Source organism: Bacillus cereus (assembly GCF_015071065.1).
GTDB lineage: Bacteria > Bacillota > Bacilli > Bacillales > Bacillaceae_G > Bacillus_A > Bacillus_A cereus_BA.
Window position 1 is genome coordinate 67922 of sequence record NZ_VOVA01000003.1, and the last position, 19148, is coordinate 87069.

The following is a 19148-nucleotide window of genomic DNA, read 5'->3' on the forward strand; positions in this document are numbered from 1 at the left end:
AGATGAATCTAATCTTTTTGAAATCCCGCCAATTCCTTGGCTATAATTTGATACTAACAGAACAGTTCCAATCATATTCTTATAATAGAAAAGAATAAAAAGGGGTGTAAAGTTAGTTGATAAAGGTAAAGGTTAGTTTACGACCTATTGTTAGTAAGATAAATATGCCCACTGTTTTGAAAACAACGATACTACCAGGTGAATCAATTGAAAGGTTATTTATTGCAACCCAGGTAGGAGAAATCTTTTACATAGGAGACGGAGTTATAAGGACTTTTTTAGATATTCGCCCTCAAATCATAAAATTAGGTAAGTCTGAAGAAGGTGTTGCTGGTAGTGGATATGATGAACGAGGATTGCTAGGGCTAGCGTTTCATCCGCAATTCTATAATAATGGTTTGTTTTATCTTCATTATTCAGTAGTAGGAACACAAGGACCAGGGGCTCTTTCTGAACCTTTCAAGCCCAATCCGTGTGATCCCGGAACTTTAAACTTAAAATGGATAAATAGAGAAACTCAATATGATCATATTGATACAGTTGAAGAATGGGTTTTGCAATCGAATGGTCTACCTCAAAAACGACGGACATTATTGAACATAAGAAGGCCATTTTTTAATCATAACGGAGTCAATAGTTTAAACTTTTCACCTGAGACTGGAAAACTTGTTTTTACAAATGGAGATGGTGGATCGGGTTATGATCCATTTAATTTAAGCCAGGATGATTTAGAAATAGCGGGTAAAATAATTGAAATCGATGTAAGTAAAAATACATTCATAAATACCCCTCCAGTAGTTACGCGCTTTAATGAGTTTCCCTTATCTATACAAGAAACACTTACAGTAATTGCGAAAGGGGTTCGTAATATAACAGGTATTTCATTCCAAAGGTTTTATAATCAATACATCAAATATGCTGGAAATGTCGGACAGGATATTGTAGAGTCTATTTTTTCGTTTGTTCATTATAAACCCATACCGGTTACCGAACTTGTTCAAACGCATTTAATGAGATCCACTCCCAATCAAGATGGATTTATTAATTTTGGTTGGCGAGGATGGGAAGGAGAATTACCTACTTCTTTTATAAGGCACTGTTCTGAGAATCCTACTTTGGATGAGAGAACAATGGCTTATTATAATGAAACAATTCAAACGTCAGTGAGACGTATTCAGCCTCTAATTAGTTATTTTCATAAAGATTCCAGACCGGATAAGTTTGGAGGAACTTCACTTACAGGGGTTCAGCCTTATATGGGAACTGCAATACCAAATTTAACTAGTAGCGTCGTGTTTACCGATCTTGCCAAAAAAGAAGAATCTCGGTCTCCAGTTAAAGGTGTTTTAGCATATACTAGGGCAAGTATAGACGATAAACGTAATGATTTTCATGTTATTGAAACCAATTATGATTTTGGTTCTCAATCAACTTATTATGTTAGTTTAGGAACAAACTTAGATCAAACTAGATTATATTTAGGAGCTTACGGTTCTATGAAAGTAACTGATTTTAACAAAGGTACTATTTATGAAATTGTTCCTTGATACGATATAAACTCTAAGTCTAAAAATATAAGAAATTCATTCTTCTTCAAAATGCACGACCTGTTGTCCCCCTAAAAAACTTCTATGTATAAACGACTAGCAGAAAGTAACACATAAACTATAAGTGTATGAATACTATAGAAAGTGATGAATTAGGTATCTTTAGGAGGTATTTTGATGAATCGCTTTAGATGCTATTGGTATCAATGGATGATAGAGCATGATGCGAATTTTGTTCATAAAAGAAAGATGACTCCTGCAAGTAGGTTAGTCATTACAGCTTTATTAGGTTCATTTGCTGCTATTTTTCAATCTGCGGGGAACTTAATCCCTGGAATTGGGTTATTTATTAGTCCTTTTGCAACGTTACCAATTTTTTTTGCTATTTGTTATTCTATTCGTGAGGGAATACTTTCTTATATCCTTACTATTTTCCTATTATTCATTATTCAGCCAAGTGAACTAATTGTCTTTCCCTTTACTACAGGCTTATTAGGTATAGCGTTAGGGGTATCCTTTTTACAATTCAAGAGGAGAATTTGGGTGGTTTCCTTTTCGGCGATATGTTTACTTATTGGAATTATGATTGTTCTCGATATCTTCCGTTTTCCAGTACTTGGTCCTACTATTCATACAACTGTGGATATAAAAATTATTTCATTAATATTTATATTGAGTTTTCTATACTGCTGGATCTATGCAGAGCTGTGCAGAATAATGATGAGTAGATTATATAAAGTATAGTCTTAGCAAGCACATTAAATCTTTTAGAACAAATACACTTTCTCATATATTTTCAAAGATTGGAGATTTAAGTCATGTATAACGTTGAAATTAGAAGGCCGAATTCGGATGATATAGATGAATTATACTTGTTTTTCCGTATAGTTATTATGAATACATATAAAAATGAAGGGTTATCACAATTATTAGATGACATAGAAAATGAAATTAACACGAAAAAGCAATATTTAAAAAGTGATTTTGAAAGTAATGGAGAAAATCGTTACTTTTTATTAGCAATCGATAAAGGTAACGATAAAATCATCGGAACAATTGAAGTCGGTCCAGCTAGCGCATTGATTAATAGTTGTACGGGCGGTGTACTAAAGGACTTATATGAAATTGGAACCGTATTTGTACTTAAGGAGTATCAAAGAAAAGGTATAGGGAGTTTGCTGTTAAATGCCATGTTTCTTACTTTACTAGGTAAAGGAATAACAGAATTTTATTTGGATAGTGGATATAAAAATGCACAAAAAATATGGAAGAAGAAATTTGGAGAGCCTAGTTATGTACTGAAGGATTATTGGGGCGAATCAAGCGATCATATGATTTGGAAAAAAAGTTTGTATGATATACCTATAATATTTGAATTATAAAATGAAATATGTCTCTGAACATAGCTTTTCTTACATACTTATGCTATTATTTATCTTTATAACAAAAGAGGACGTGAATGAACTTGATTAAAATTAATATCCCTGAAATTGATGTTACAATTACTGAACGTAAACAAGTTATTAAAGGAGACGAGCCAATAATTACGCCAATTAATGGTTTTATCGATTTCCACTTATTCCCTAGAGATAAAGGCGGCATTTTTATGTTTTACAATATTAATGACGAACTTCTTTTCGTAGGAAAAGCTCGTAAAACTAGACAACGTATTAAAAAGCATTTTGAAGATAATGTTTCACCAATCAAAAATCATCGTGATGAAGTATACCGCATCGATGCATGTATCGTAGAAGATCCAACAGAAAGAGAAATTTACGAAACATATATCATTAATAAATATAAAGCAAAATATAACGTTGATAAAGTGTTTTACAAATAAACAACATTAGCAAATAAAAACAATCCTAGCAAATACACTAGGATTGTTTTTATTTATATAACTTTGTAATTTTGTCCTTAATGATCCCTCCTGCATTTACTCTTCCTTATATGAGAATGTACTTCTTAACCGGCAGAGTTTTTTCGTACTTTAAAATAATTAGCGACAATTAAGCAAAGTACCCCTATAAATAACATAATAATTCCAAGAGTTTTATGCTTTCCTTCGAAAAAAGGTATGTCTGTAATTACATTTGTCATACATAAGCCTAAGAACACAAGAATAGGTCCAATCCAAAGTAATATGTTGCCTAATTTTGTGTGTTTCTCCATATAAACCCTCCTTTATTTGTACATATATATCCATAGGTATTGCAACACATAACTTCTAAATAAAAGTTAAGGTAACTCTCCTAGATAAATATACTTTTTTTCATAACAAAAATTAAAGCATCATATATTGGTACAAGCAAATAAGAAAGGAGATCATCATGAATTGGCTAGAAGCTTTTATTTTAGGAATTATTCAAGGACTGACAGAGTTTTTACCTATAAGTAGTACAGGGCATCTTTATTTAGGGAGACATCTTTTTCAATTAGATGAAGCAGGTTTATTTTTAGATACGATGCTGCATATTGGAACGTTACTTGCGGTGTTTATTTATTATAAGAAAGAATTTATATATTTAATTAAAAATCCGTTTTCAAAGCTTATGTTTTTACTTATTGTCGGGACGATACCTGCGGTTGTAATCGGCTTATTATTTAAAGACTTTTTTGAAGATATTTCAAAAACAGGTATAACAATAGGTTGGGAGTTTTTAGTGACGGGTTTATTTCTTTATATGGCCGATAAACAAAAGAACGGTCGTAAAAAAATGAATGATATTACATATAAAGATGCATTCATAATTGGTTCATTTCAAGCAGTAGCTATATTTCCAGCAATTTCTCGTTCTGGAATGACAATTGTCGCTGCATTATGGAGAAAGTTAGACCGCGAAACAGCAGCGTACTTTTCATTTTTATTATCAACACCAGCTATTGTCGGAGCTATCATCTTGCAATTTGCAGATGTTTTTCAAGGGAAAGCAGAATCTATTTCTAGTACATCATTAATTGTCGGAACATTATCAGCAGCGTTCTTTGGTTACATAGCAGTTTCATGGATGATTCAATATTTAAAACGTCATTCTTTAAAAGTATTCGCGTATTACGTATGGGGATTAGGTATTTTAATTTTAACGTTGCAATTCACAAAGGTTTTTTAAATATACTTATCAAGGGATTATTAGTTAAGATCCTGTGCCATTCATACACGACAGGATCTCTTTTCATTGTCCTTTTCATCTTTTTCATCCTAGAGTATTACTTACTGTATTACTCAGACGCAAGAAATAGCAGGGAAATTATCGTTTGAAAAAGAATATATAACAGTTAGTAAATTAAGAAGGGGTAAACGGGATGGAAATATACATAGAACAATTAAAGAATCAAGACGCTGAAGATTTATTTAATTTTGAACTCACGAACAAATCATTTTTTGAAACAATGGTACCAAGTCGTGGCTCTAATTATTACGTGTATGAATACTTTCAAAATCAATTTGATGAACTATTAAAAGAACAAACTGAGGGGATTTCTTATTTTCATATCATACGTAATACAGAAAAAGAAATTGTAGGACGTATAAATTTAGTTGATTTAGATAAGGGAAAACGAATTGGGTCGTTAGGCTACCGAGTTGGAGAGAAGTTTACTAAAAAAGGAGTTGCGGCAGCATCTGTAAAATTGATTTTGGCTCAAGCAAGAGTCTATGAAATTAATGAAATACATGCTAAGACAACAACAAATAACATAGCTTCACAAATTGTATTAGAAAAGAGCGGATTTTCTCGTGAAAAGGAAGCGGATACAACCACTGTAGATTTAAACGGGGAAAACGTAAATTTCGTACATTATATTTGGAGGACTACTAAGGATTAAAAATAATAGGGGGACATGTACATGAAGGATTTACGTTATCCAATAGGCCAATTTACTTATGTAGGCACTATTACAGAAGAAATAATTGATAAATGGATTCAAGAAATTGAGGATTTACCTAATGAATTAGCAAGAGCAATAAAAGATTTAGATCAGAAGCAGTTAGATACACCGTATCGCGTTGGTGGATGGACTGTTCGTCAAGTTGTTCATCATGTTGTTGATAGTCATATGAATAGCTACATACGCTTTAAATTAGCACTGACAGAAAAGAATCCAACTATTAAACCGTACAAAGAAGAAAAATGGGCAGAGCTACCTGACTCGAAATTACCAGTAGATGTTTCACTTGTAATGCTAGATTCATTACATAAAAGATGGGTTAACTTATTATATTCTTTAGAACCAGCAGATTTAGAAAAGACATTTAATCATCCTGAATCAGGAGAAACAAAACTTGCTGCTGCAATTGGACTATATGCATGGCACGGTCGTCATCATACAGCTCATATTACTTCTTTAAGAGAGCGTTTAAATTGGTAACATTAGAGAAGGCGACAGCGATCGATGCAGAAGTTATATTTCAAATGCAAGTAGAAGCATTTAGCTCATTATTAGAAAAGTATAAGGACTATGAAACAAATCCAGCAAGTGAACCCATTGAAAGAACAGTTTCAAGAATAAATAATCCGGACGGTGGATTTTATAAAGTTTTCGTAAATACGAATCTTGTCGGAGCGATATGTATATCACGTAAAGAAGAGGCATCTAAATTTTGGATAAGCCCGATGTTTATTATTCCAAACTATCAAGGGAACGGAATTGCTCAAAAAGTATTAATTTTAATCGAGGAGATGTTTCCGGAAGCAACGACTTGGGAGCTTGCTACAATTTTAGAGGAAGAACGAAATTGTTTTCTATACGAAAAGATGGGATATATAAGAACGGAATTTAAAAATAAATTAAATGATAAAGCAACTTTAATTTATTATAAAAAAGAAAGGTAAAGCACATTTTAAATGCTTTACCTTTTTGTATCGTTTTAGATTAAATATGCAAAATTAATGTATATTCTTCCAAAATATTCGGGTTAGTAATTTGGAATTCGAATAAATATACAAAAATGAACTATTTTGTCGTATATGTTACTAACGCTTTTTGAATACTTAATATGCTATCATCGCCTTTAAATTCTTTCGTAATTGGCGAGCTCAAACTAGACACCCATATTTTAAGTTCTGCATCTAAATCAAAATGCCCAGCTGTTTCAATACTAAATTGTGTAATACTTTTATAAGGGATAGAATGGTATTCTGTTTTTTTACCAGTTACTCCTTGTTTGTCTACTAAAATAAGACGGCGATTTGTAAATACGATTAAATCACGAATTAATTTATAAGCATGCTCAACTTTCTCATCATCTAGCATAATCTTTTCTAAATCACGTTCAACGCTTTCTGTACTCGCACTTGATGCATTTCCTAAAATACCACTAAATAAACCCATATGAAATTCCTCCTTTATAATATGTGGAATGAGTTTCTTATATTGTACCATGCTATTGGATAAGACATTATGACATAAGTTCAATAGTTTTTCGTTATTGTTGCAATTAATTTATATAACCTCATCCTAAAATCTTGTGCTAACATGTAATTAAGAAAACAGAAGCAGAGGGATTGAGCATGAAGAATATCGGTTTAGTATTAGAAGGCGGCGGAATGAAAGGGTTATATACTGCAGGAGTACTCGAATATTTTATGGAAAGGGACTTATTCTTTCCGTATGTAGTCGGTGTATCCGCTGGAGCGTGTATGGGAGCGACATATTTGTCACGTCAAAAAGGAAGAAATAAGAAAGTAAATACAGAGCTAGTAGCAGATCACAGGTATATATCTTATCGAAACTTAATTCGAAAACGTGAATTATTTGGAATGGATTTTTTATTTGATGAAGTACCAAACAAAATTGTACCGTTTGATTTTCAAACCTTCCTAAATTCAAATGAACAGTTTGTAATCGGAACGACTGATTGCGAATCAGGACAGGCAGTTTATTATAATAAAACAGAACATGGAAATGATATTTTAAAAATTATTCGTGCATCAAGCTCTGTGCCGTTTATAGCACCTGCTGTAGAATATGATAATCGAAAATTGTTAGATGGAGGGATTATAGATCCTATTCCAGTTTTTAAAGCACAAAATGATGGTTATTTAAAAAACGTTGTTATTATGACAAAGCCAGAAGGATACGAGAAGCAGCGTAATAAACTTTCTGGACTTGCTAAAATTTTATATAGAAGATATCCGAAAATCGCAGAGCATTTAGTAGAACATTATCGTTTTTATAATGAAACTGTTTCTTATATGAATCACAACGAACAAAAAGATAATTTTTATGTAATTCAGCCAAGCGCACAGCTTCCTATAAGCGGAATAGAAAGAAATAAAGAAAAGCTCGTTAATTTATATAATCTCGGGTTTAAGGATGCTCATAATCATTATGAAAACTTATTGAATTGGATGAAGAAATAAAGGGGTGGAACGTTGATATTAGGAAAAAAGGTTATTTTTAATGAATTGCAGAAAATGCATAGTCCACTGCATAAACCGTTTCCGTATCGTGATACACGAAAATTGCAGCAAGACTTAAAAAGTAAATTTACAGAAGATGACGTGATAAATGCTGATTTTAATCATTATTGGATGCATACAGCAGGAACTTTAAGTTCTGTACTAAATGAAAACGAAGAGAATATTACGTTTCAGCAAATAAAGTGGCTACGAAAATCGTTTTTCGAATGGTTTCCACAATATCGTTTTCTTGAAACAGAAATTGTAAGGTATCCCATTTTATATAGAGATTTCATGAATTATGAGAAGGCTCGGAAACTGTTACTTTACTACCTAACTGAATAATATCGGAAACGCACAGACAAAATAGCTTGTGCGTTTTTTCGTTCATAAAATATACAATATTAACAACTTGTTTATATAGGAATTCTAATGAGAAGAAAGAAGTACATATAGAATGATGTAAGGGAGGGAGGATAAGTTTAATAGTCGTTTTCCTTTAAAATATTGTCCAACTTGAATATAGTTATTTATGTTAAAATATTTCGAGTAAAATCAAGTTCTTAACGATTTTATCAAACATTAAACAAAATAAGTTAGAAACGCAGAAGGGACAGTACTAACATGAAAAACGTATCAAATGTAGATAAATTAGAATCACTCAAATCTTTACAGTCGACAATCCGTAAACTTGAAAATGCTTTGTCACAGATGACTCAGAAAGGCACAAACACGACTTTAGTGAAGAAAAGACTTAAAGCTGTTTGCATCGGGTTAGCAGCGTTAGAAACCGTTTGGAATCAAGGAACTCATCATTACACACAAGAAGATCTAGCAGAAGCTCGCCATATTCTTACTGGTTTGCTTCCATCAATTGAGAGGGCGTATGAAAAGTCAAAGGCTGGTAGTCCTCAAAGAACACTTTTAGAAAGAAGAATAAAAGCATTGGAATTTGCTATTCAAGCAATTGATAAATTTTTTAATCAATAACTCATCTAACTACATAAAATACTACGGCTATTTTTATATAGATATTCTAATGAGAAGAAAGAAGTATATATAGAATACTGCAAAGGAGGGAAGAGGAGTGTGCTCAATAATTAGTCCTAAGTTAGAGGAACTTATTAATCAATTAAAAAATGCAAAGGAGAACGCTTTATATACTTTTTTGCATGAAATAAAGTCAAATAATACGCCATTAATAGAACAGTGTCCTGTAGATAATCAATATAAGCTTATAACGTATATTTGGTTAGGGGATCAAATAACTGAAAACGTCTATGTATTCGGTAGCTTTCCTGGTTGGGAACTTTCTATGAATCAATTAAAACGATTGTTACACACAAATATTTGGTATAAAACGTTCAGAACAGATAAGGCTTTTATTTCAACTTACTATTTTTCAGTTAACGATTATTTTGAAAATGACTGGATAACACGCAGTGAGCATTATAGACTAGACCGCCTTAACGAAAATACATTTGGAGAGGGTGATAAAAAAGCATCAGTGTTAAAAATAGACATGGAAGTGCAGTATGGTAGTCGCTTTCTTTTAAATCATTTTCCATCTGGAGAAATTGAAACATATTCTTTCTATAGTTCAACTTTAAATAATACACGTAAGATTCATATTTATACGCCTCATAATTATTCTCAAACTTCACACCTTCATGAACTTCTCATTGTATTTGATGGGAATTCTTTTATTAAAAACCTTTCGATTGCAAGAACACTCAATTATTTAATTTATAAAAAAGAAATTCCATCTTGTATTGCTGTTGCTATAGATCCTGTCGATCGGCTAGAAGAGCTAACATATAACGATAAAATGAATACATTTCTAACTAAGGAATTACTTCCGTGGATTCAATCTAGGTATCGTGTATATCAAGAAGCGAAGCATACAACAATTGCTGGTTTCAGTCTTGGTGGCTTAGCAGCTTTTTATGCAGCGATTCAAAATCCACATATTTTCGGGAATGTGTTGTCAATGTCTGGATCCGTACATTGGAAAAAGGATGGTTTTGAAAATGATATTTCTTGGATTGAAAAAGAAATTCCATCTGTAAATCCCAATACGTCTCAACCTCATTTTTATATTGCAGCAGGAGAACTTGAAAACGAACCTCTTTTAACGGCTAATAGACGCCTGTATGAAGCTTTAAAAGAAAAGGGATACCAAATTACTTATGAAGAGTTTCAAGGTGGTCACGACAGTGTTTGGTGGCGTGAAAAGTTATTTGATGGATTGAGAGCATTAAAACATATAAAAACAACGCTGTAAAATGTAAGGAGGATTGAATCTATGAATCAAGAAGAACTAGATAAAAAATTAAAAAAACAAGAAATTTTAGTAAAAGATGAGAAAGTTTGGTCCTATACGTATGAGGATCATATTAGTTCTATCGTAAAACAAGCAGAAAAGAAAGGAGCATTTGATAATTTGCCTGGTAAAGGTAAGCCTCTTAATCTTGATAAAGACCTTTCATACAATCCTGAAAAGCAGCTTTATAGAACTTTGAAAAATAATCATGTTTTGCCTATGTGGATTGAGCTTTCAAAGGAAATTGATAATTTAAAAGAAAAATTAAAAGAACAAACGGATACTGCAGAAGCAGCTAAGTTAATTACAACTATTAATAAAAAGATCTCAGAACATAATTTACTTTGTCCGCCAAGCGCGCAAAAAATGAGGGTGAAAACGGAATTTTAGCTTTTTTTAATGCAACCACCTTTTGCAATATAATCGAGGTAGGCATTTATTATTTATCTTTAAAGGGAGGCAGGAGAAATGAAGAATACGTATCAGCTTAAGATACCGAAAGAACTCGAGCAGTATCGAAGTAATTTGGAAGAAAGTGTGAAACCTTATATTAAAATGTTTGGGACTCAAGCAGAAACAACATTTTTTGAGAGTAAATTTGGTGGATTTCCGTATTTGCCTATAAAGGATGAACATCCTAAAGATTCAGCAGGACAACATATGATGTTACTTGCGCAGTTAAACTTTGAAGAAATACCTCATATTGAATTCATGCCAAATAAGGGACTGCTACAATTATTTATTAGTGCAGAAGATGAACTTTTCGGAGCAGACTTTGATCAGCCAGCTATACAAAAGGATTTTCGTATTATTTATCATCCTGAAATAACGCAAGATTTAACCGAAATTGTCACTGATTTTAGTTATTTAAACACTTTAAATTTAGAGGATTTTATCATACCTGAAGCAGCTAAACTAACATTTGAATTAGGTTATCAACCTGTAACAACAAGAGACTATCGATTTGAAGAGATATTTAAAGATAAAATTGATTTAGAAGAAGAAATTATTGATGGTGAAAATGAAATAGAGCTAGGTGAACTGTACGATGACTATTTCGAGGGTCAAGGGCATAAAATTGGTGGCTATCCGTTTTTTACACAGACAGATCCACGAGAATGGGAAGAAAAGTATCGAGAACATAATGTTTTGTTATTACAAATCGATACGGATGATACTTTAAATATTATGTGGGGAGATTCCGGTGTTGCTAATTTCTTTATACGTATGGAAGACTTAGTGAATTTGGATTTTTCTAATGTAATTTACAATTGGGATTGCTATTAAAATAACAATTTAGAGCATTGCTTATGTTTAAATAGGGAATAGGACCCAAGTTATTGGTGTATATATGTTTAAGTGCTAAAAAATCTTCCTAACAGTTAGGAAGATTTTTGTTTTAAGAATATTTAATTATGTTAACTAAATTAAAAGATAGCAATCGTAATAAAAGTCAAGCAATGATATGAAATAAATAAAAATAATGTAGCAAATCATATATGTAGCTAAAAATGATAAATCAATCAGTGGAAAATTTATTCGTAATAAAAACACTTTAATCGAATTTAAATTTTTGTTTTAAATGTATCGTTACGTAAAATTTTTTGTGTTTGTAAATAGAACGATTCATGAATTTTAAATTCGAATTTGCTATGAACGGATTAAATATAAATTTAGTGATAAAAACGTAAAAAATCATTTAAGTCTGAGTTAGTATAAATCTCATTGAAAATCTCCGTTTCGTCTCATTAAGTATAGTTTACTTGGTTTTTGATACAGATAAACACTTACTCTATACAACTTTGTATAATATATATTATGTTAACTAGAAAAAAGTAATAAACTCATTATATATCAGTAAAGGCTGTTACACTTCCCTTTTCTTTGTTTGTTCATGATTGGCTGTGTGTTATATGAATTGATAAAGCTTAATAACTTGGATAAGTTGCTCTAATATATTTTTGTTGTTTATTTTCATAAATACTACCGCAAACAAATTTTAGTTAGGACAAAAAAACAATTTGTTTAATCGTTAATTTTAAACAAATTGCTTCGATATTAATTTAATTGATAATAAGTTTTTAAATTAGTTTGCTACAGCAATTGCTTCGATTTCGATTAATAGTTCATCGTGAATCAATTTGTTAACTTCTACAGCTGAACTTGCTGGAGGATTTTTAGTGTTGATATATTGATCTCGAACATCTCTAACAATGGCCATCTGTGAAATGTCGGTTAAGAAAAATGTTAATTTTACTACATCATTAAAATTTAATTCTGAAGCTTCTAATGCAAGTTTGATATTTTTAAATACTTGTCGCGTTTGTGTAGCTAAATCTCCAATCCCAACTATGTGACCATCCGTATTAATCGCTACTTGTCCAGATATGTAAATTGTCCGTTTAGCGTTATTAACCTCAACTATATGTGAGTATCCAAAAGTTGTTGGCATAGTTTTCGGATTGATAAATTTCTTTCGCAAGGTCCTTCTCTCCTTTTTTATATCGCATTTTCCGTATATTTTAATTCGAATTGATTTCTGAATTATTATCTGTTCACAAATGATTTATTTTGTTGTATTCACTTATTTTCCATTGTTCTTGATGGTAATAGATGCTACTGATACAAGCGGTAAAAATTTTTGTTTTTCCTGAACCAATTTCATTATTTGATATGAGAGCAAGGATTGTATTTATGACAGCACTATGAGTAACTAAAATAATATTACTACCTGGGTATTTTTTTAAGATTAAATTTAAACCGGTTATAATTCTTGCTTTTAGTAGTTTTCTTGGTTCTTGATTTATATAATTACGATTTGGAAATATTTTCGTCCGCTCTTCTGTCGTTAATCCTGAAGCCATACCATAATCACGTTCTATAAAATTCTCCATTTCAATAAGGTTTACTGGTATTAACATGTATGTATTTATGATTTCAGCTGTTTGCTTTGCTCTTGATAAAGGACTAGAAATAATAATGTCCCATTGTTTTTCACGTAAATATAAACCACATTTTTCAGCTTGTTGTTCCATTTGTATTTAGCTTAATGTTCTCGCGACCTTGGAGCTTTCCAATAGCATTCCACTCAGTTTCCCCATGCCTAACTAAGCATATAACAGTCATACACTTATCCTCCTGCTACAATGTTACATACATTTTAAAAGATTATATATGTTTGATTCCCTCGAGGGCTGCTTCTAATTACGTCTTGTTTTATTACTTCTTCAGTTACTTTTGTATAAAAAAAGTGATACCACCATATAAAAAATTCTTCATAAGTTATTTCTTTTGAGTATCTGCTGCTTACGTAATATTCTTTTAAAGGTTGCTCATTTTCTTTGAACAATAAGACTAAATCTTCACTGATCGTGTTCGCGATTTCGCTAAGTATAGATAAGTCTGCTGCTTTAAACACTGGGATAATCGATTATTTCCATAAAGTCCAATTTGAACTTCTCCTAAATCCAAAAACGTATTACCATACATCCCAAAGGCCTCTATGTCTGTTTGTTTTTGTTCTTGGATCGCATAATAATATCTTTTCCCATTTCTCAAAGGTCGTTCCGTTTCTAAATAGTTTTCTTCAATATTATCTATTTGTCTAAAATCTAGTAACACACCACTATAAAGTAATAGACTATACGATTCTTTAGGTAAATGATTAAATGTTTCAATTCTTTTAGAAATAATCTCAATTTGATTAGAATATTTCTCAATTATTTTAAGTGTAGGTTTAATTAGAGGTTTACATAGGTTATACAATTTATCCCCTTCATAAGCTGTTATAACCATACACGTCGGATAGTAGCCCTCTCCTGTCCTTTTCAATAAACCTTCTAATTCTAATGAATAAATGTGCTTTTCAAATTCTTCATTAGTCCAATTTAGTATTGTCTTTATAGTATTTGATTCAATTCTAAGATGAAGCATAACAAGTAAATATTGAAGATTTGTTTCACTTATTTTTATAGTTGGAGAATTATCTCCAGATGAAATCATTTTAGTCTCATAAGCTGTTTGTAGTATTTTCTCTGGAGTATTATTAGCAAGCACCATTACATCCCTCCTATTTAAATAAGTTAATTGTAAAATCTATGTATTTGCTAAGTTCTATAATTAAAAGTAAGTATCCTCTAATAATCTCAAATTAAAAACCTTAGCATAGGTATACTAAGGTTTTTTGAATTTTTATAATGAATTATTGCTATTCATTAAATTAATTCGTTCATAGTCTGTTTTAAATTGATTATCTTTTTTTAACCAACTTTTAAAAGTTAATTCGCTTATATCTAAATTGGAACAAGCTGTAGTAATGCATTTATTTTCCATATATTCTTTAAGGGGATTTTGTTTTCTTTGATTAACAGCAGCTCGAGTTCTTTTAAGTTTTCGATCTTGTAATTGGTCTAAACTTAGACTTTCTTTCCGGAATTATGCCATATTATTTGACCAGTTTTTAAAATAATCTTCTTTTAATTCGTACTTTCTCTTCCAGCTACCTATAGCTCACCGTGGTACGTTGTTGTCTGTTAGAACCATACAGATATACCTAGCAGAGACATTAGCAAGTAAGGCGATTTCTGAAGTGCTCTTCCCTTCTGCATACAGATGAATTATTTCAGATTTTGATAGTTTACATTTTGACTTCTTTTTACTTTCCTTATGCATGTACAAACTCTCCTTCCTTTGAATGACTAAATATCTACCTGCTTCTTTAATATAAATCAGGGCGTATGTTCTTTGTTGTATATGAGAAGGAATTTACTAAATTAAAACAATCTACAAATACATATATTAGTTTTAGCTGCTGCTAAATGAATTCGGTTTTATATATAAATAATAAATTTGAAGAATTTATGAAATGTACTGCATTAAAGATGAAAGGTAAAACGATATAGTTTACACTAATAACAGCTAGAATAACAACATACGTATATTGTTAAACGTAAAAAGGAGAACTAATGAAAAAGAAATATATAAATCAAATTCATACTGATGTAAGTTTTAAACCAAAAGATATTATAGGTTTAATGACTGATTACTTTAAAATGAAAACAAAGCTGCGTCCTATAAAGAATTTACCTATTGTGTTACCGAATCTACATACTGAATCTATAGAGAGTGTTACATGGTTTGGCCATTCTGCCTCGCTTTTAAAAATAGAAGGTAAAAAACTGTTATTAGATCCTATGTTTGGCGATGCCTCTTCCCCATTTCCTGTCTTTAATAGTAAACGTTATAGTGGTGTTTTTTCTTTAGAACGTGAAGATTTTCAGGAAATTGATGCGATTATCATTTCTCATAATCACTATGACCATTTAAATTATAAAAGTATTATGCAGTTAAAAGATCGCGCAAAACACTTTTATGTTCCGACTGGAGTTGCGCGTTATCTTATTAAATGGGGTGTTTCACCTAGTAAAATTAGTGAGCACAATTGGTGGGATGAAATTACGTTTGATAATATTAAATTAGTTTGTACACCTGCAAGGCATTTCTCAGGACGTAGTATGACAGATAGAGATAGTTCGTTATGGTGTTCATGGGTTATCCTTGGTCAAGAAACGAAAGTCTTCTTTAGTGGAGATAGCGGGTATGCGCCTCACTTTAAGGAAATTGGCGATAAATACGGTCCATTCGATCTTACATTAATGGAATGTGGGCAATATGATACACGATGGTCTGCTATTCATATGTTGCCAGAAGAGACCGTACAAGCTCATATTGACGTTAAAGGAGAATTACTTCTTCCAATCCATTGGGGTGCTTTTACATTAGCATTACATGAATGGAGTGATCCAATTGAGCGAGCTACGAAAGAAGCAAATCGTTTAGGAGTTAAAATTACAACGCCACAAATCGGTGAATCTATTACTTTAAAATCTGCAGATTATCCTTCATCAGCTTGGTGGCGAGAAGTTTAATTATATATGTGAAAAAGAGCGAACCTTCTTATAAGGGATTCGCTCTTTTTTATAATTAAGTTTCTTTCTCTGCATTTAAGCGAACCTATTAGTTAAGAATTACCCGCTCTTTTATGTTAGAAGATTTACTTCTTTAAATTTATTTCTTAAATAATTACATCTGCTTCTTCCTATTACAATTAACTGTCCAACTTAACCAATTCTTCATTCTTATAATCTATTAATTTATGATTAGATAATATAAAAGAGTGCTCTAATATTAATTCATTATGAAATACTTCAGGTAAAAGTTTAGGTAACATCTCTCCTACACCGTAATTATAGTCGCTTAATATCCAGGACACATTTTTCCAATCTAAAATCCCTTCGGATACCTTTTTAGGTGTGTGATATGTAAATTCATACGGTAGTTCTACTACATAAACATACATGCCGCCAGAGTATGAAGAGTCCTCCCATTTAATAATTCCTTTAAATTGGATTTGATTTTGCTTAACATCTATATTTGTCTCTTCTTTTATTTCCCGAATCGCATTGTCTAACGGTGTTTCTCCCGTTTCTATCTTCCTTCCTACCCCGTTCCATAAACCTTTTACAGGGTCATATTCTCTATTTAGCATAAGGATTTCTTCATTTCTTTTTATAAAACATAAAGTGTGCTTGTACATAATGTAATTCCTTCCTTTAGTCCTAATAAGCTCTAACTGGGGATATAAGATGTACTGCTGCAGATTGCTCTCCTGCTTCAATCAATATCGGTCTCATAGAACCATCGAAACTTAAAGTAACTGTTTCTTCTTTTATTGCCCTTAAAGCATCAACCATAAATCGCCCATCGAAAGATATATTTAATTGTTTTTCGCCCTGAATCGCATCTATTTGTTGTGTTTCAGATATTTTACCAATCTGAGAAGCGTTAGAAGATATTTTAATTGTCGATTCATTGATAATCTCTAAATTGACGTTGTTATTCGCCCATTCACTTGCTAACAAACTTGATCGATCTACACCTTGTAAAATCTTTTTTCTATCTATGTTAATCACCGTTTGAAATTCATTTGGAATGAGACTAGATATATTAGGATATTTTCCTTCAATTAATCTTGAATATAGCGTAGTTGTGCCGAATGTGAAAATAATATGACTCTCTGAAAGATAGATGTATATGAATTCCGAATTACTGTTCATTAATTTTAAAAGTTCACTAATGGTTGCACTTGGTACAATACAATTTGATTTCACATTTGTAGAAATTAGCGTTTCACGTATAGCGAGTCTATGCGAGTCAGTTGCAGCACAAATTAATTTATTATGGTCTAACTCTATATGTACTCCGGTAAGAACAGGTCTAGATTCATTTTTAGCTACTGCAAAGACAGTTTGTTTAAATACTTCAATCAATTGCTCTGTTTCTACTTGTATTTCTGTATGATTGTCTATAAGTGGTACGTTCGGAAACTCATTTGCTGGAAAGCCATTTAAGTTTAATGTGATTTCTTCTGATTGTATCGTAATTATTTGCTCGTTCTTACTTTTTATTACTATATCACTTGGCATTTTCTTTATAATTTCAATGAAATATTTTGCAGGTACAACAATTGTTCCTGCTTTTAAGATAGTTGTAATTTGTTCGTCTTCGATTGAAATAGGGATGAATTTTTCGATGAAAATATTCGAGTTACTTGCGATTAAAGTGATTCCAGATTGATCTGCTGTTATTTTTATACCAGATAATATAGGAATTAAAGCTTTTGTTGATATGGCTTTACTTACTTCTGAAAGTGCTTGAGTGAAATGTTTGTGCTTAACGATAAACTCCATTTTTTCCCCGCCTTAAATTAAATAAGATAATATTTTTTATGAAGATTGATGAACGATTGTTCCGTTAAAAAAATAAGGTACTGTTTCTTTTCTTTGTAAAAAATCTAGTAAATGTTCTGGTATACGTAAATAGGGTGCTGCTATATGTAATTCCATCCAAGTAATCTCTTCGATTTCTTTTGGCCTTGATATATATGTTTCTCCGCTGATTATTTCACCTAAAAAATTAAAGAAAATTGCATGATGACCTCTCTCCTCGAAAAAGGCCTCACTGATGGAACAAATCCCGTTTACAGATATATGTAACCCTGTTTCTTCTTTCACTTCCCTAATTACTGCCTCTTCTAGCGTTTCCCCGAATTTAACTGCACCGCCTGGTAATGTGTAATAAGAACCATTTTCCCCTTTGTTTTTTACCATTAAGATCTTTTCGTTAGTTTTATTGTACAAAAGCGCGTATGTAACATTGACTTTTTTCATACATACCTCCTCTAATTTTAATAAAAGGAATTTTCTGTCTTTATCACATTCTATCATTAACTCGTTTTAATATATATAAGTTAGTTGAGTCTTTCATTTACCTGATAATGGCTTAGTTAATAAGCGATCGCTACTGATAAAAATAAAAAGAACGTATTTTGAAGAAATTATTCAAAGTACGTTCTTTTTATTTTTGAATTATAAATTCTATACACTTTATAATCTTTTTTCTAAATAATAATGATTATGTCCTTTGGGAAAATCTTTACTCACTCCAATTACTTTATATCCATGTTTTTTATAAAAATCAGGAGCTTGAAAACTAAACGTATCTACATTGATTAGCCTACATTATTTTTCAATTGCGAATTCTTCAATAAGCTTTATTAATTTGCTTCCGTATCCTTCGTGTCTGTATTCTTCAGAAACCCATAGGAAGTCAACGTGTACATGGTGCCAAAATGTTATTGCTGTTATCCCGCCTACTATTTCTTCTTTTTCGTTTTTAACTATAAAACTAACCTGCTCTGAAGGAGTTTTTTCTTCATTTGAAAGATGTTTTTGATTATATTCAATTACTTTTTCTCGTATGTAATCACTATCTTCTTTGACCCATTGCTTTACTATCTTCATTTTAAATATCACGCTC

The 19148-nt window shown here is 31.5% G+C and carries 21 protein-coding genes and 4 pseudogenes; 15 read left to right on the top strand and 10 right to left on the bottom strand.

The window, feature by feature from the left end:
- Positions 1 to 116: 116 nt before the first annotated feature.
- The 4 genes from FT637_RS10920 (at position 117) to FT637_RS10935 (ending at position 3387) form a co-directional block, all read left to right on the top strand.
- Positions 117 to 1547: a PQQ-dependent sugar dehydrogenase gene (locus FT637_RS10920; RefSeq protein WP_193646314.1), complete on the top strand. Its 1431-nt coding sequence runs from the start codon at positions 117 to 119 to the stop codon at positions 1545 to 1547.
- 177 nt (positions 1548 to 1724) lie between these two features.
- On the top strand, positions 1725 to 2291 hold the full coding sequence (locus FT637_RS10925) for a hypothetical protein (RefSeq protein ID WP_193646315.1): 567 nt from the start codon (positions 1725 to 1727) through the stop codon (positions 2289 to 2291).
- A gap of 74 nt (positions 2292 to 2365) precedes the next feature.
- Positions 2366 to 2929 (top strand): GNAT family N-acetyltransferase, encoded by a 564-nt coding sequence (locus FT637_RS10930; protein ID WP_193646316.1) that lies wholly within the window; start codon positions 2366 to 2368, stop codon positions 2927 to 2929.
- A 77-nt stretch (positions 2930 to 3006) separates the two neighbouring features.
- Positions 3007 to 3387, top strand: coding sequence for a nucleotide excision repair endonuclease (locus FT637_RS10935; protein WP_193646317.1), 381 nt, complete (start codon positions 3007 to 3009; stop codon positions 3385 to 3387).
- 125 nt (positions 3388 to 3512) lie between these two features.
- Here the strand turns inward: FT637_RS10935 and FT637_RS10940 are convergent, their stop codons facing one another.
- Positions 3513 to 3719, bottom strand: a complete 207-nt coding sequence (locus tag FT637_RS10940; RefSeq protein WP_193646318.1) for a hypothetical protein — start codon at positions 3717 to 3719, stop codon at positions 3513 to 3515.
- 158 nt (positions 3720 to 3877) lie between these two features.
- Between FT637_RS10940 and FT637_RS10945 the strand changes: the two genes are divergently transcribed.
- The 4 genes from FT637_RS10945 to FT637_RS10960 all read left to right on the top strand — a co-directional run bounded on the left by FT637_RS10945 (position 3878) and on the right by FT637_RS10960 (position 6379).
- A complete protein-coding gene (locus FT637_RS10945) occupies positions 3878 to 4657 on the top strand; it encodes an undecaprenyl-diphosphate phosphatase (protein WP_002110135.1) in 780 nt (259 codons plus the stop codon).
- A 193-nt stretch (positions 4658 to 4850) separates the two neighbouring features.
- Entirely contained in the window at positions 4851 to 5372 is a 522-nt protein-coding gene (locus tag FT637_RS10950; protein ID WP_193646319.1) for a GNAT family N-acetyltransferase, read from the top strand.
- Positions 5373 to 5393: 21 nt separating this feature from the next.
- A complete protein-coding gene (locus FT637_RS10955; protein ID WP_002065716.1) occupies positions 5394 to 5915 on the top strand; it encodes a YfiT family bacillithiol transferase in 522 nt (173 codons plus the stop codon).
- Positions 5855 to 6379, top strand: coding sequence for a GNAT family N-acetyltransferase (locus FT637_RS10960; RefSeq protein WP_193646320.1), 525 nt, complete (start codon positions 5855 to 5857; stop codon positions 6377 to 6379). Before FT637_RS10955 ends, FT637_RS10960 begins: the two co-directional genes overlap by 61 nt.
- 121 nt (positions 6380 to 6500) lie before the next feature.
- On the opposite strand, the gene FT637_RS10965 is transcribed toward FT637_RS10960, so the two are convergent.
- Positions 6501 to 6878, bottom strand: a complete 378-nt coding sequence (locus FT637_RS10965; protein ID WP_105584794.1) for a PH domain-containing protein — start codon at positions 6876 to 6878, stop codon at positions 6501 to 6503.
- A 179-nt stretch (positions 6879 to 7057) separates the two neighbouring features.
- Here FT637_RS10965 and FT637_RS10970 point away from each other — a divergent pair, with 179 nt between their 5' ends.
- The 6 genes from FT637_RS10970 (at position 7058) to FT637_RS10995 (ending at position 11558) form a co-directional block, all read left to right on the top strand.
- Positions 7058 to 7909 carry a patatin family protein gene (locus FT637_RS10970; RefSeq protein WP_193646321.1) on the top strand — a complete coding sequence of 284 codons (852 nt, stop codon included), beginning with the start codon at positions 7058 to 7060 and terminating at the stop codon, positions 7907 to 7909.
- 12 nt (positions 7910 to 7921) lie between these two features.
- On the top strand, positions 7922 to 8293 hold the full coding sequence (locus FT637_RS10975; protein ID WP_193646322.1) for a YxiJ-like family protein: 372 nt from the start codon (positions 7922 to 7924) through the stop codon (positions 8291 to 8293).
- Positions 8294 to 8572: 279 nt separating this feature from the next.
- On the top strand, positions 8573 to 8938 hold the full coding sequence (locus FT637_RS10980) for a hypothetical protein (RefSeq protein ID WP_193646323.1): 366 nt from the start codon (positions 8573 to 8575) through the stop codon (positions 8936 to 8938).
- A gap of 97 nt (positions 8939 to 9035) precedes the next feature.
- Entirely contained in the window at positions 9036 to 10232 is a 1197-nt protein-coding gene (locus FT637_RS10985; protein ID WP_193646324.1) for an alpha/beta hydrolase, read from the top strand.
- Between the two features lie 21 nt (positions 10233 to 10253).
- On the top strand, positions 10254 to 10661 hold the full coding sequence (locus tag FT637_RS10990; RefSeq protein ID WP_193646325.1) for a DUF1992 domain-containing protein: 408 nt from the start codon (positions 10254 to 10256) through the stop codon (positions 10659 to 10661).
- 78 nt (positions 10662 to 10739) lie between these two features.
- Positions 10740 to 11558, top strand: a complete 819-nt coding sequence (locus FT637_RS10995; protein ID WP_193646326.1) for a YwqG family protein — start codon at positions 10740 to 10742, stop codon at positions 11556 to 11558.
- Positions 11559 to 12357: 799 nt separating this feature from the next.
- Here FT637_RS10995 and FT637_RS11000 read toward each other — a convergent pair.
- The 4 genes and pseudogenes from FT637_RS11000 to FT637_RS11015 form a co-directional block, all read right to left on the bottom strand.
- Positions 12358 to 12753 carry a RidA family protein gene (locus FT637_RS11000; RefSeq protein ID WP_193646327.1) on the bottom strand — a complete coding sequence of 132 codons (396 nt, stop codon included), beginning with the start codon at positions 12751 to 12753 and terminating at the stop codon, positions 12358 to 12360.
- A 73-nt stretch (positions 12754 to 12826) separates the two neighbouring features.
- A pseudogene (locus tag FT637_RS11005) lies at positions 12827 to 13397 on the bottom strand (histidine phosphatase family protein).
- Between the two features lie 34 nt (positions 13398 to 13431).
- A pseudogene (locus FT637_RS11010) lies at positions 13432 to 14327 on the bottom strand (hypothetical protein).
- A 135-nt stretch (positions 14328 to 14462) separates the two neighbouring features.
- Positions 14463 to 14942, bottom strand: a pseudogene (locus tag FT637_RS11015) (hypothetical protein).
- A gap of 293 nt (positions 14943 to 15235) precedes the next feature.
- On the opposite strand from FT637_RS11015, the gene FT637_RS11020 reads away from it, so the two are divergent.
- Positions 15236 to 16198 carry an MBL fold metallo-hydrolase gene (locus tag FT637_RS11020; protein ID WP_193646328.1) on the top strand — a complete coding sequence of 321 codons (963 nt, stop codon included), beginning with the start codon at positions 15236 to 15238 and terminating at the stop codon, positions 16196 to 16198.
- A 179-nt stretch (positions 16199 to 16377) separates the two neighbouring features.
- Here the strand turns inward: FT637_RS11020 and FT637_RS11025 are convergent, their stop codons facing one another.
- The 4 genes and pseudogenes from FT637_RS11025 to FT637_RS11040 all read right to left on the bottom strand — a co-directional run bounded on the left by FT637_RS11025 (position 16378) and on the right by FT637_RS11040 (position 19132).
- Complete coding sequence (locus FT637_RS11025) at positions 16378 to 16866, bottom strand: NUDIX hydrolase (protein ID WP_193646329.1); 489 nt, start codon at positions 16864 to 16866, stop codon at positions 16378 to 16380.
- A 22-nt stretch (positions 16867 to 16888) separates the two neighbouring features.
- Positions 16889 to 18019, bottom strand: a complete 1131-nt coding sequence (gene dnaN / locus FT637_RS11030) for a DNA polymerase III subunit beta (protein WP_193646330.1) — start codon at positions 18017 to 18019, stop codon at positions 16889 to 16891.
- Positions 18020 to 18055: 36 nt separating this feature from the next.
- Positions 18056 to 18499: an NUDIX hydrolase gene (locus FT637_RS11035; RefSeq protein ID WP_193646331.1), complete on the bottom strand. Its 444-nt coding sequence runs from the start codon at positions 18497 to 18499 to the stop codon at positions 18056 to 18058.
- A gap of 216 nt (positions 18500 to 18715) precedes the next feature.
- Positions 18716 to 19132 (bottom strand): annotated as a pseudogene (locus FT637_RS11040) (GNAT family N-acetyltransferase).
- Between the last annotated feature and the right edge of the window lie 16 nt (positions 19133 to 19148).

Excerpts from the sequence above, each read along its gene's own strand:
- FT637_RS10925 (WP_193646315.1), top strand. The coding sequence starts at position 1,725 with ATGAATCGCTTTAGATGCTATTGGTATCAATGGATGATAGAGCATGAT.
- FT637_RS10930 (WP_193646316.1), top strand. The coding sequence starts at position 2,366 with ATGTATAACGTTGAAATTAGAAGGCCGAATTCGGATGATATAGATGAA.
- FT637_RS10935 (WP_193646317.1), top strand. The coding sequence starts at position 3,007 with ATGAACTTGATTAAAATTAATATCCCTGAAATTGATGTTACAATTACT.
- FT637_RS10940 (WP_193646318.1), bottom strand. The coding sequence starts at position 3,719 with ATGGAGAAACACACAAAATTAGGCAACATATTACTTTGGATTGGACCT.
- FT637_RS10945 (WP_002110135.1), top strand. The coding sequence starts at position 3,878 with ATGAATTGGCTAGAAGCTTTTATTTTAGGAATTATTCAAGGACTGACA.
- FT637_RS10950 (WP_193646319.1), top strand. The coding sequence starts at position 4,851 with ATGGAAATATACATAGAACAATTAAAGAATCAAGACGCTGAAGATTTA.
- FT637_RS10955 (WP_002065716.1), top strand. The coding sequence starts at position 5,394 with ATGAAGGATTTACGTTATCCAATAGGCCAATTTACTTATGTAGGCACT.
- FT637_RS10960 (WP_193646320.1), top strand. The coding sequence starts at position 5,855 with ATGGCACGGTCGTCATCATACAGCTCATATTACTTCTTTAAGAGAGCG.
- FT637_RS10965 (WP_105584794.1), bottom strand. The coding sequence starts at position 6,878 with ATGGGTTTATTTAGTGGTATTTTAGGAAATGCATCAAGTGCGAGTACA.
- FT637_RS10970 (WP_193646321.1), top strand. The coding sequence starts at position 7,058 with ATGAAGAATATCGGTTTAGTATTAGAAGGCGGCGGAATGAAAGGGTTA.
- FT637_RS10980 (WP_193646323.1), top strand. The coding sequence starts at position 8,573 with ATGAAAAACGTATCAAATGTAGATAAATTAGAATCACTCAAATCTTTA.
- FT637_RS10990 (WP_193646325.1), top strand. The coding sequence starts at position 10,254 with ATGAATCAAGAAGAACTAGATAAAAAATTAAAAAAACAAGAAATTTTA.
- FT637_RS10995 (WP_193646326.1), top strand. The coding sequence starts at position 10,740 with ATGAAGAATACGTATCAGCTTAAGATACCGAAAGAACTCGAGCAGTAT.
- FT637_RS11020 (WP_193646328.1), top strand. The coding sequence starts at position 15,236 with ATGAAAAAGAAATATATAAATCAAATTCATACTGATGTAAGTTTTAAA.
- FT637_RS11025 (WP_193646329.1), bottom strand. The coding sequence starts at position 16,866 with ATGTACAAGCACACTTTATGTTTTATAAAAAGAAATGAAGAAATCCTT.
- dnaN (WP_193646330.1), bottom strand. The coding sequence starts at position 18,019 with ATGGAGTTTATCGTTAAGCACAAACATTTCACTCAAGCACTTTCAGAA.
- FT637_RS11035 (WP_193646331.1), bottom strand. The coding sequence starts at position 18,499 with ATGAAAAAAGTCAATGTTACATACGCGCTTTTGTACAATAAAACTAAC.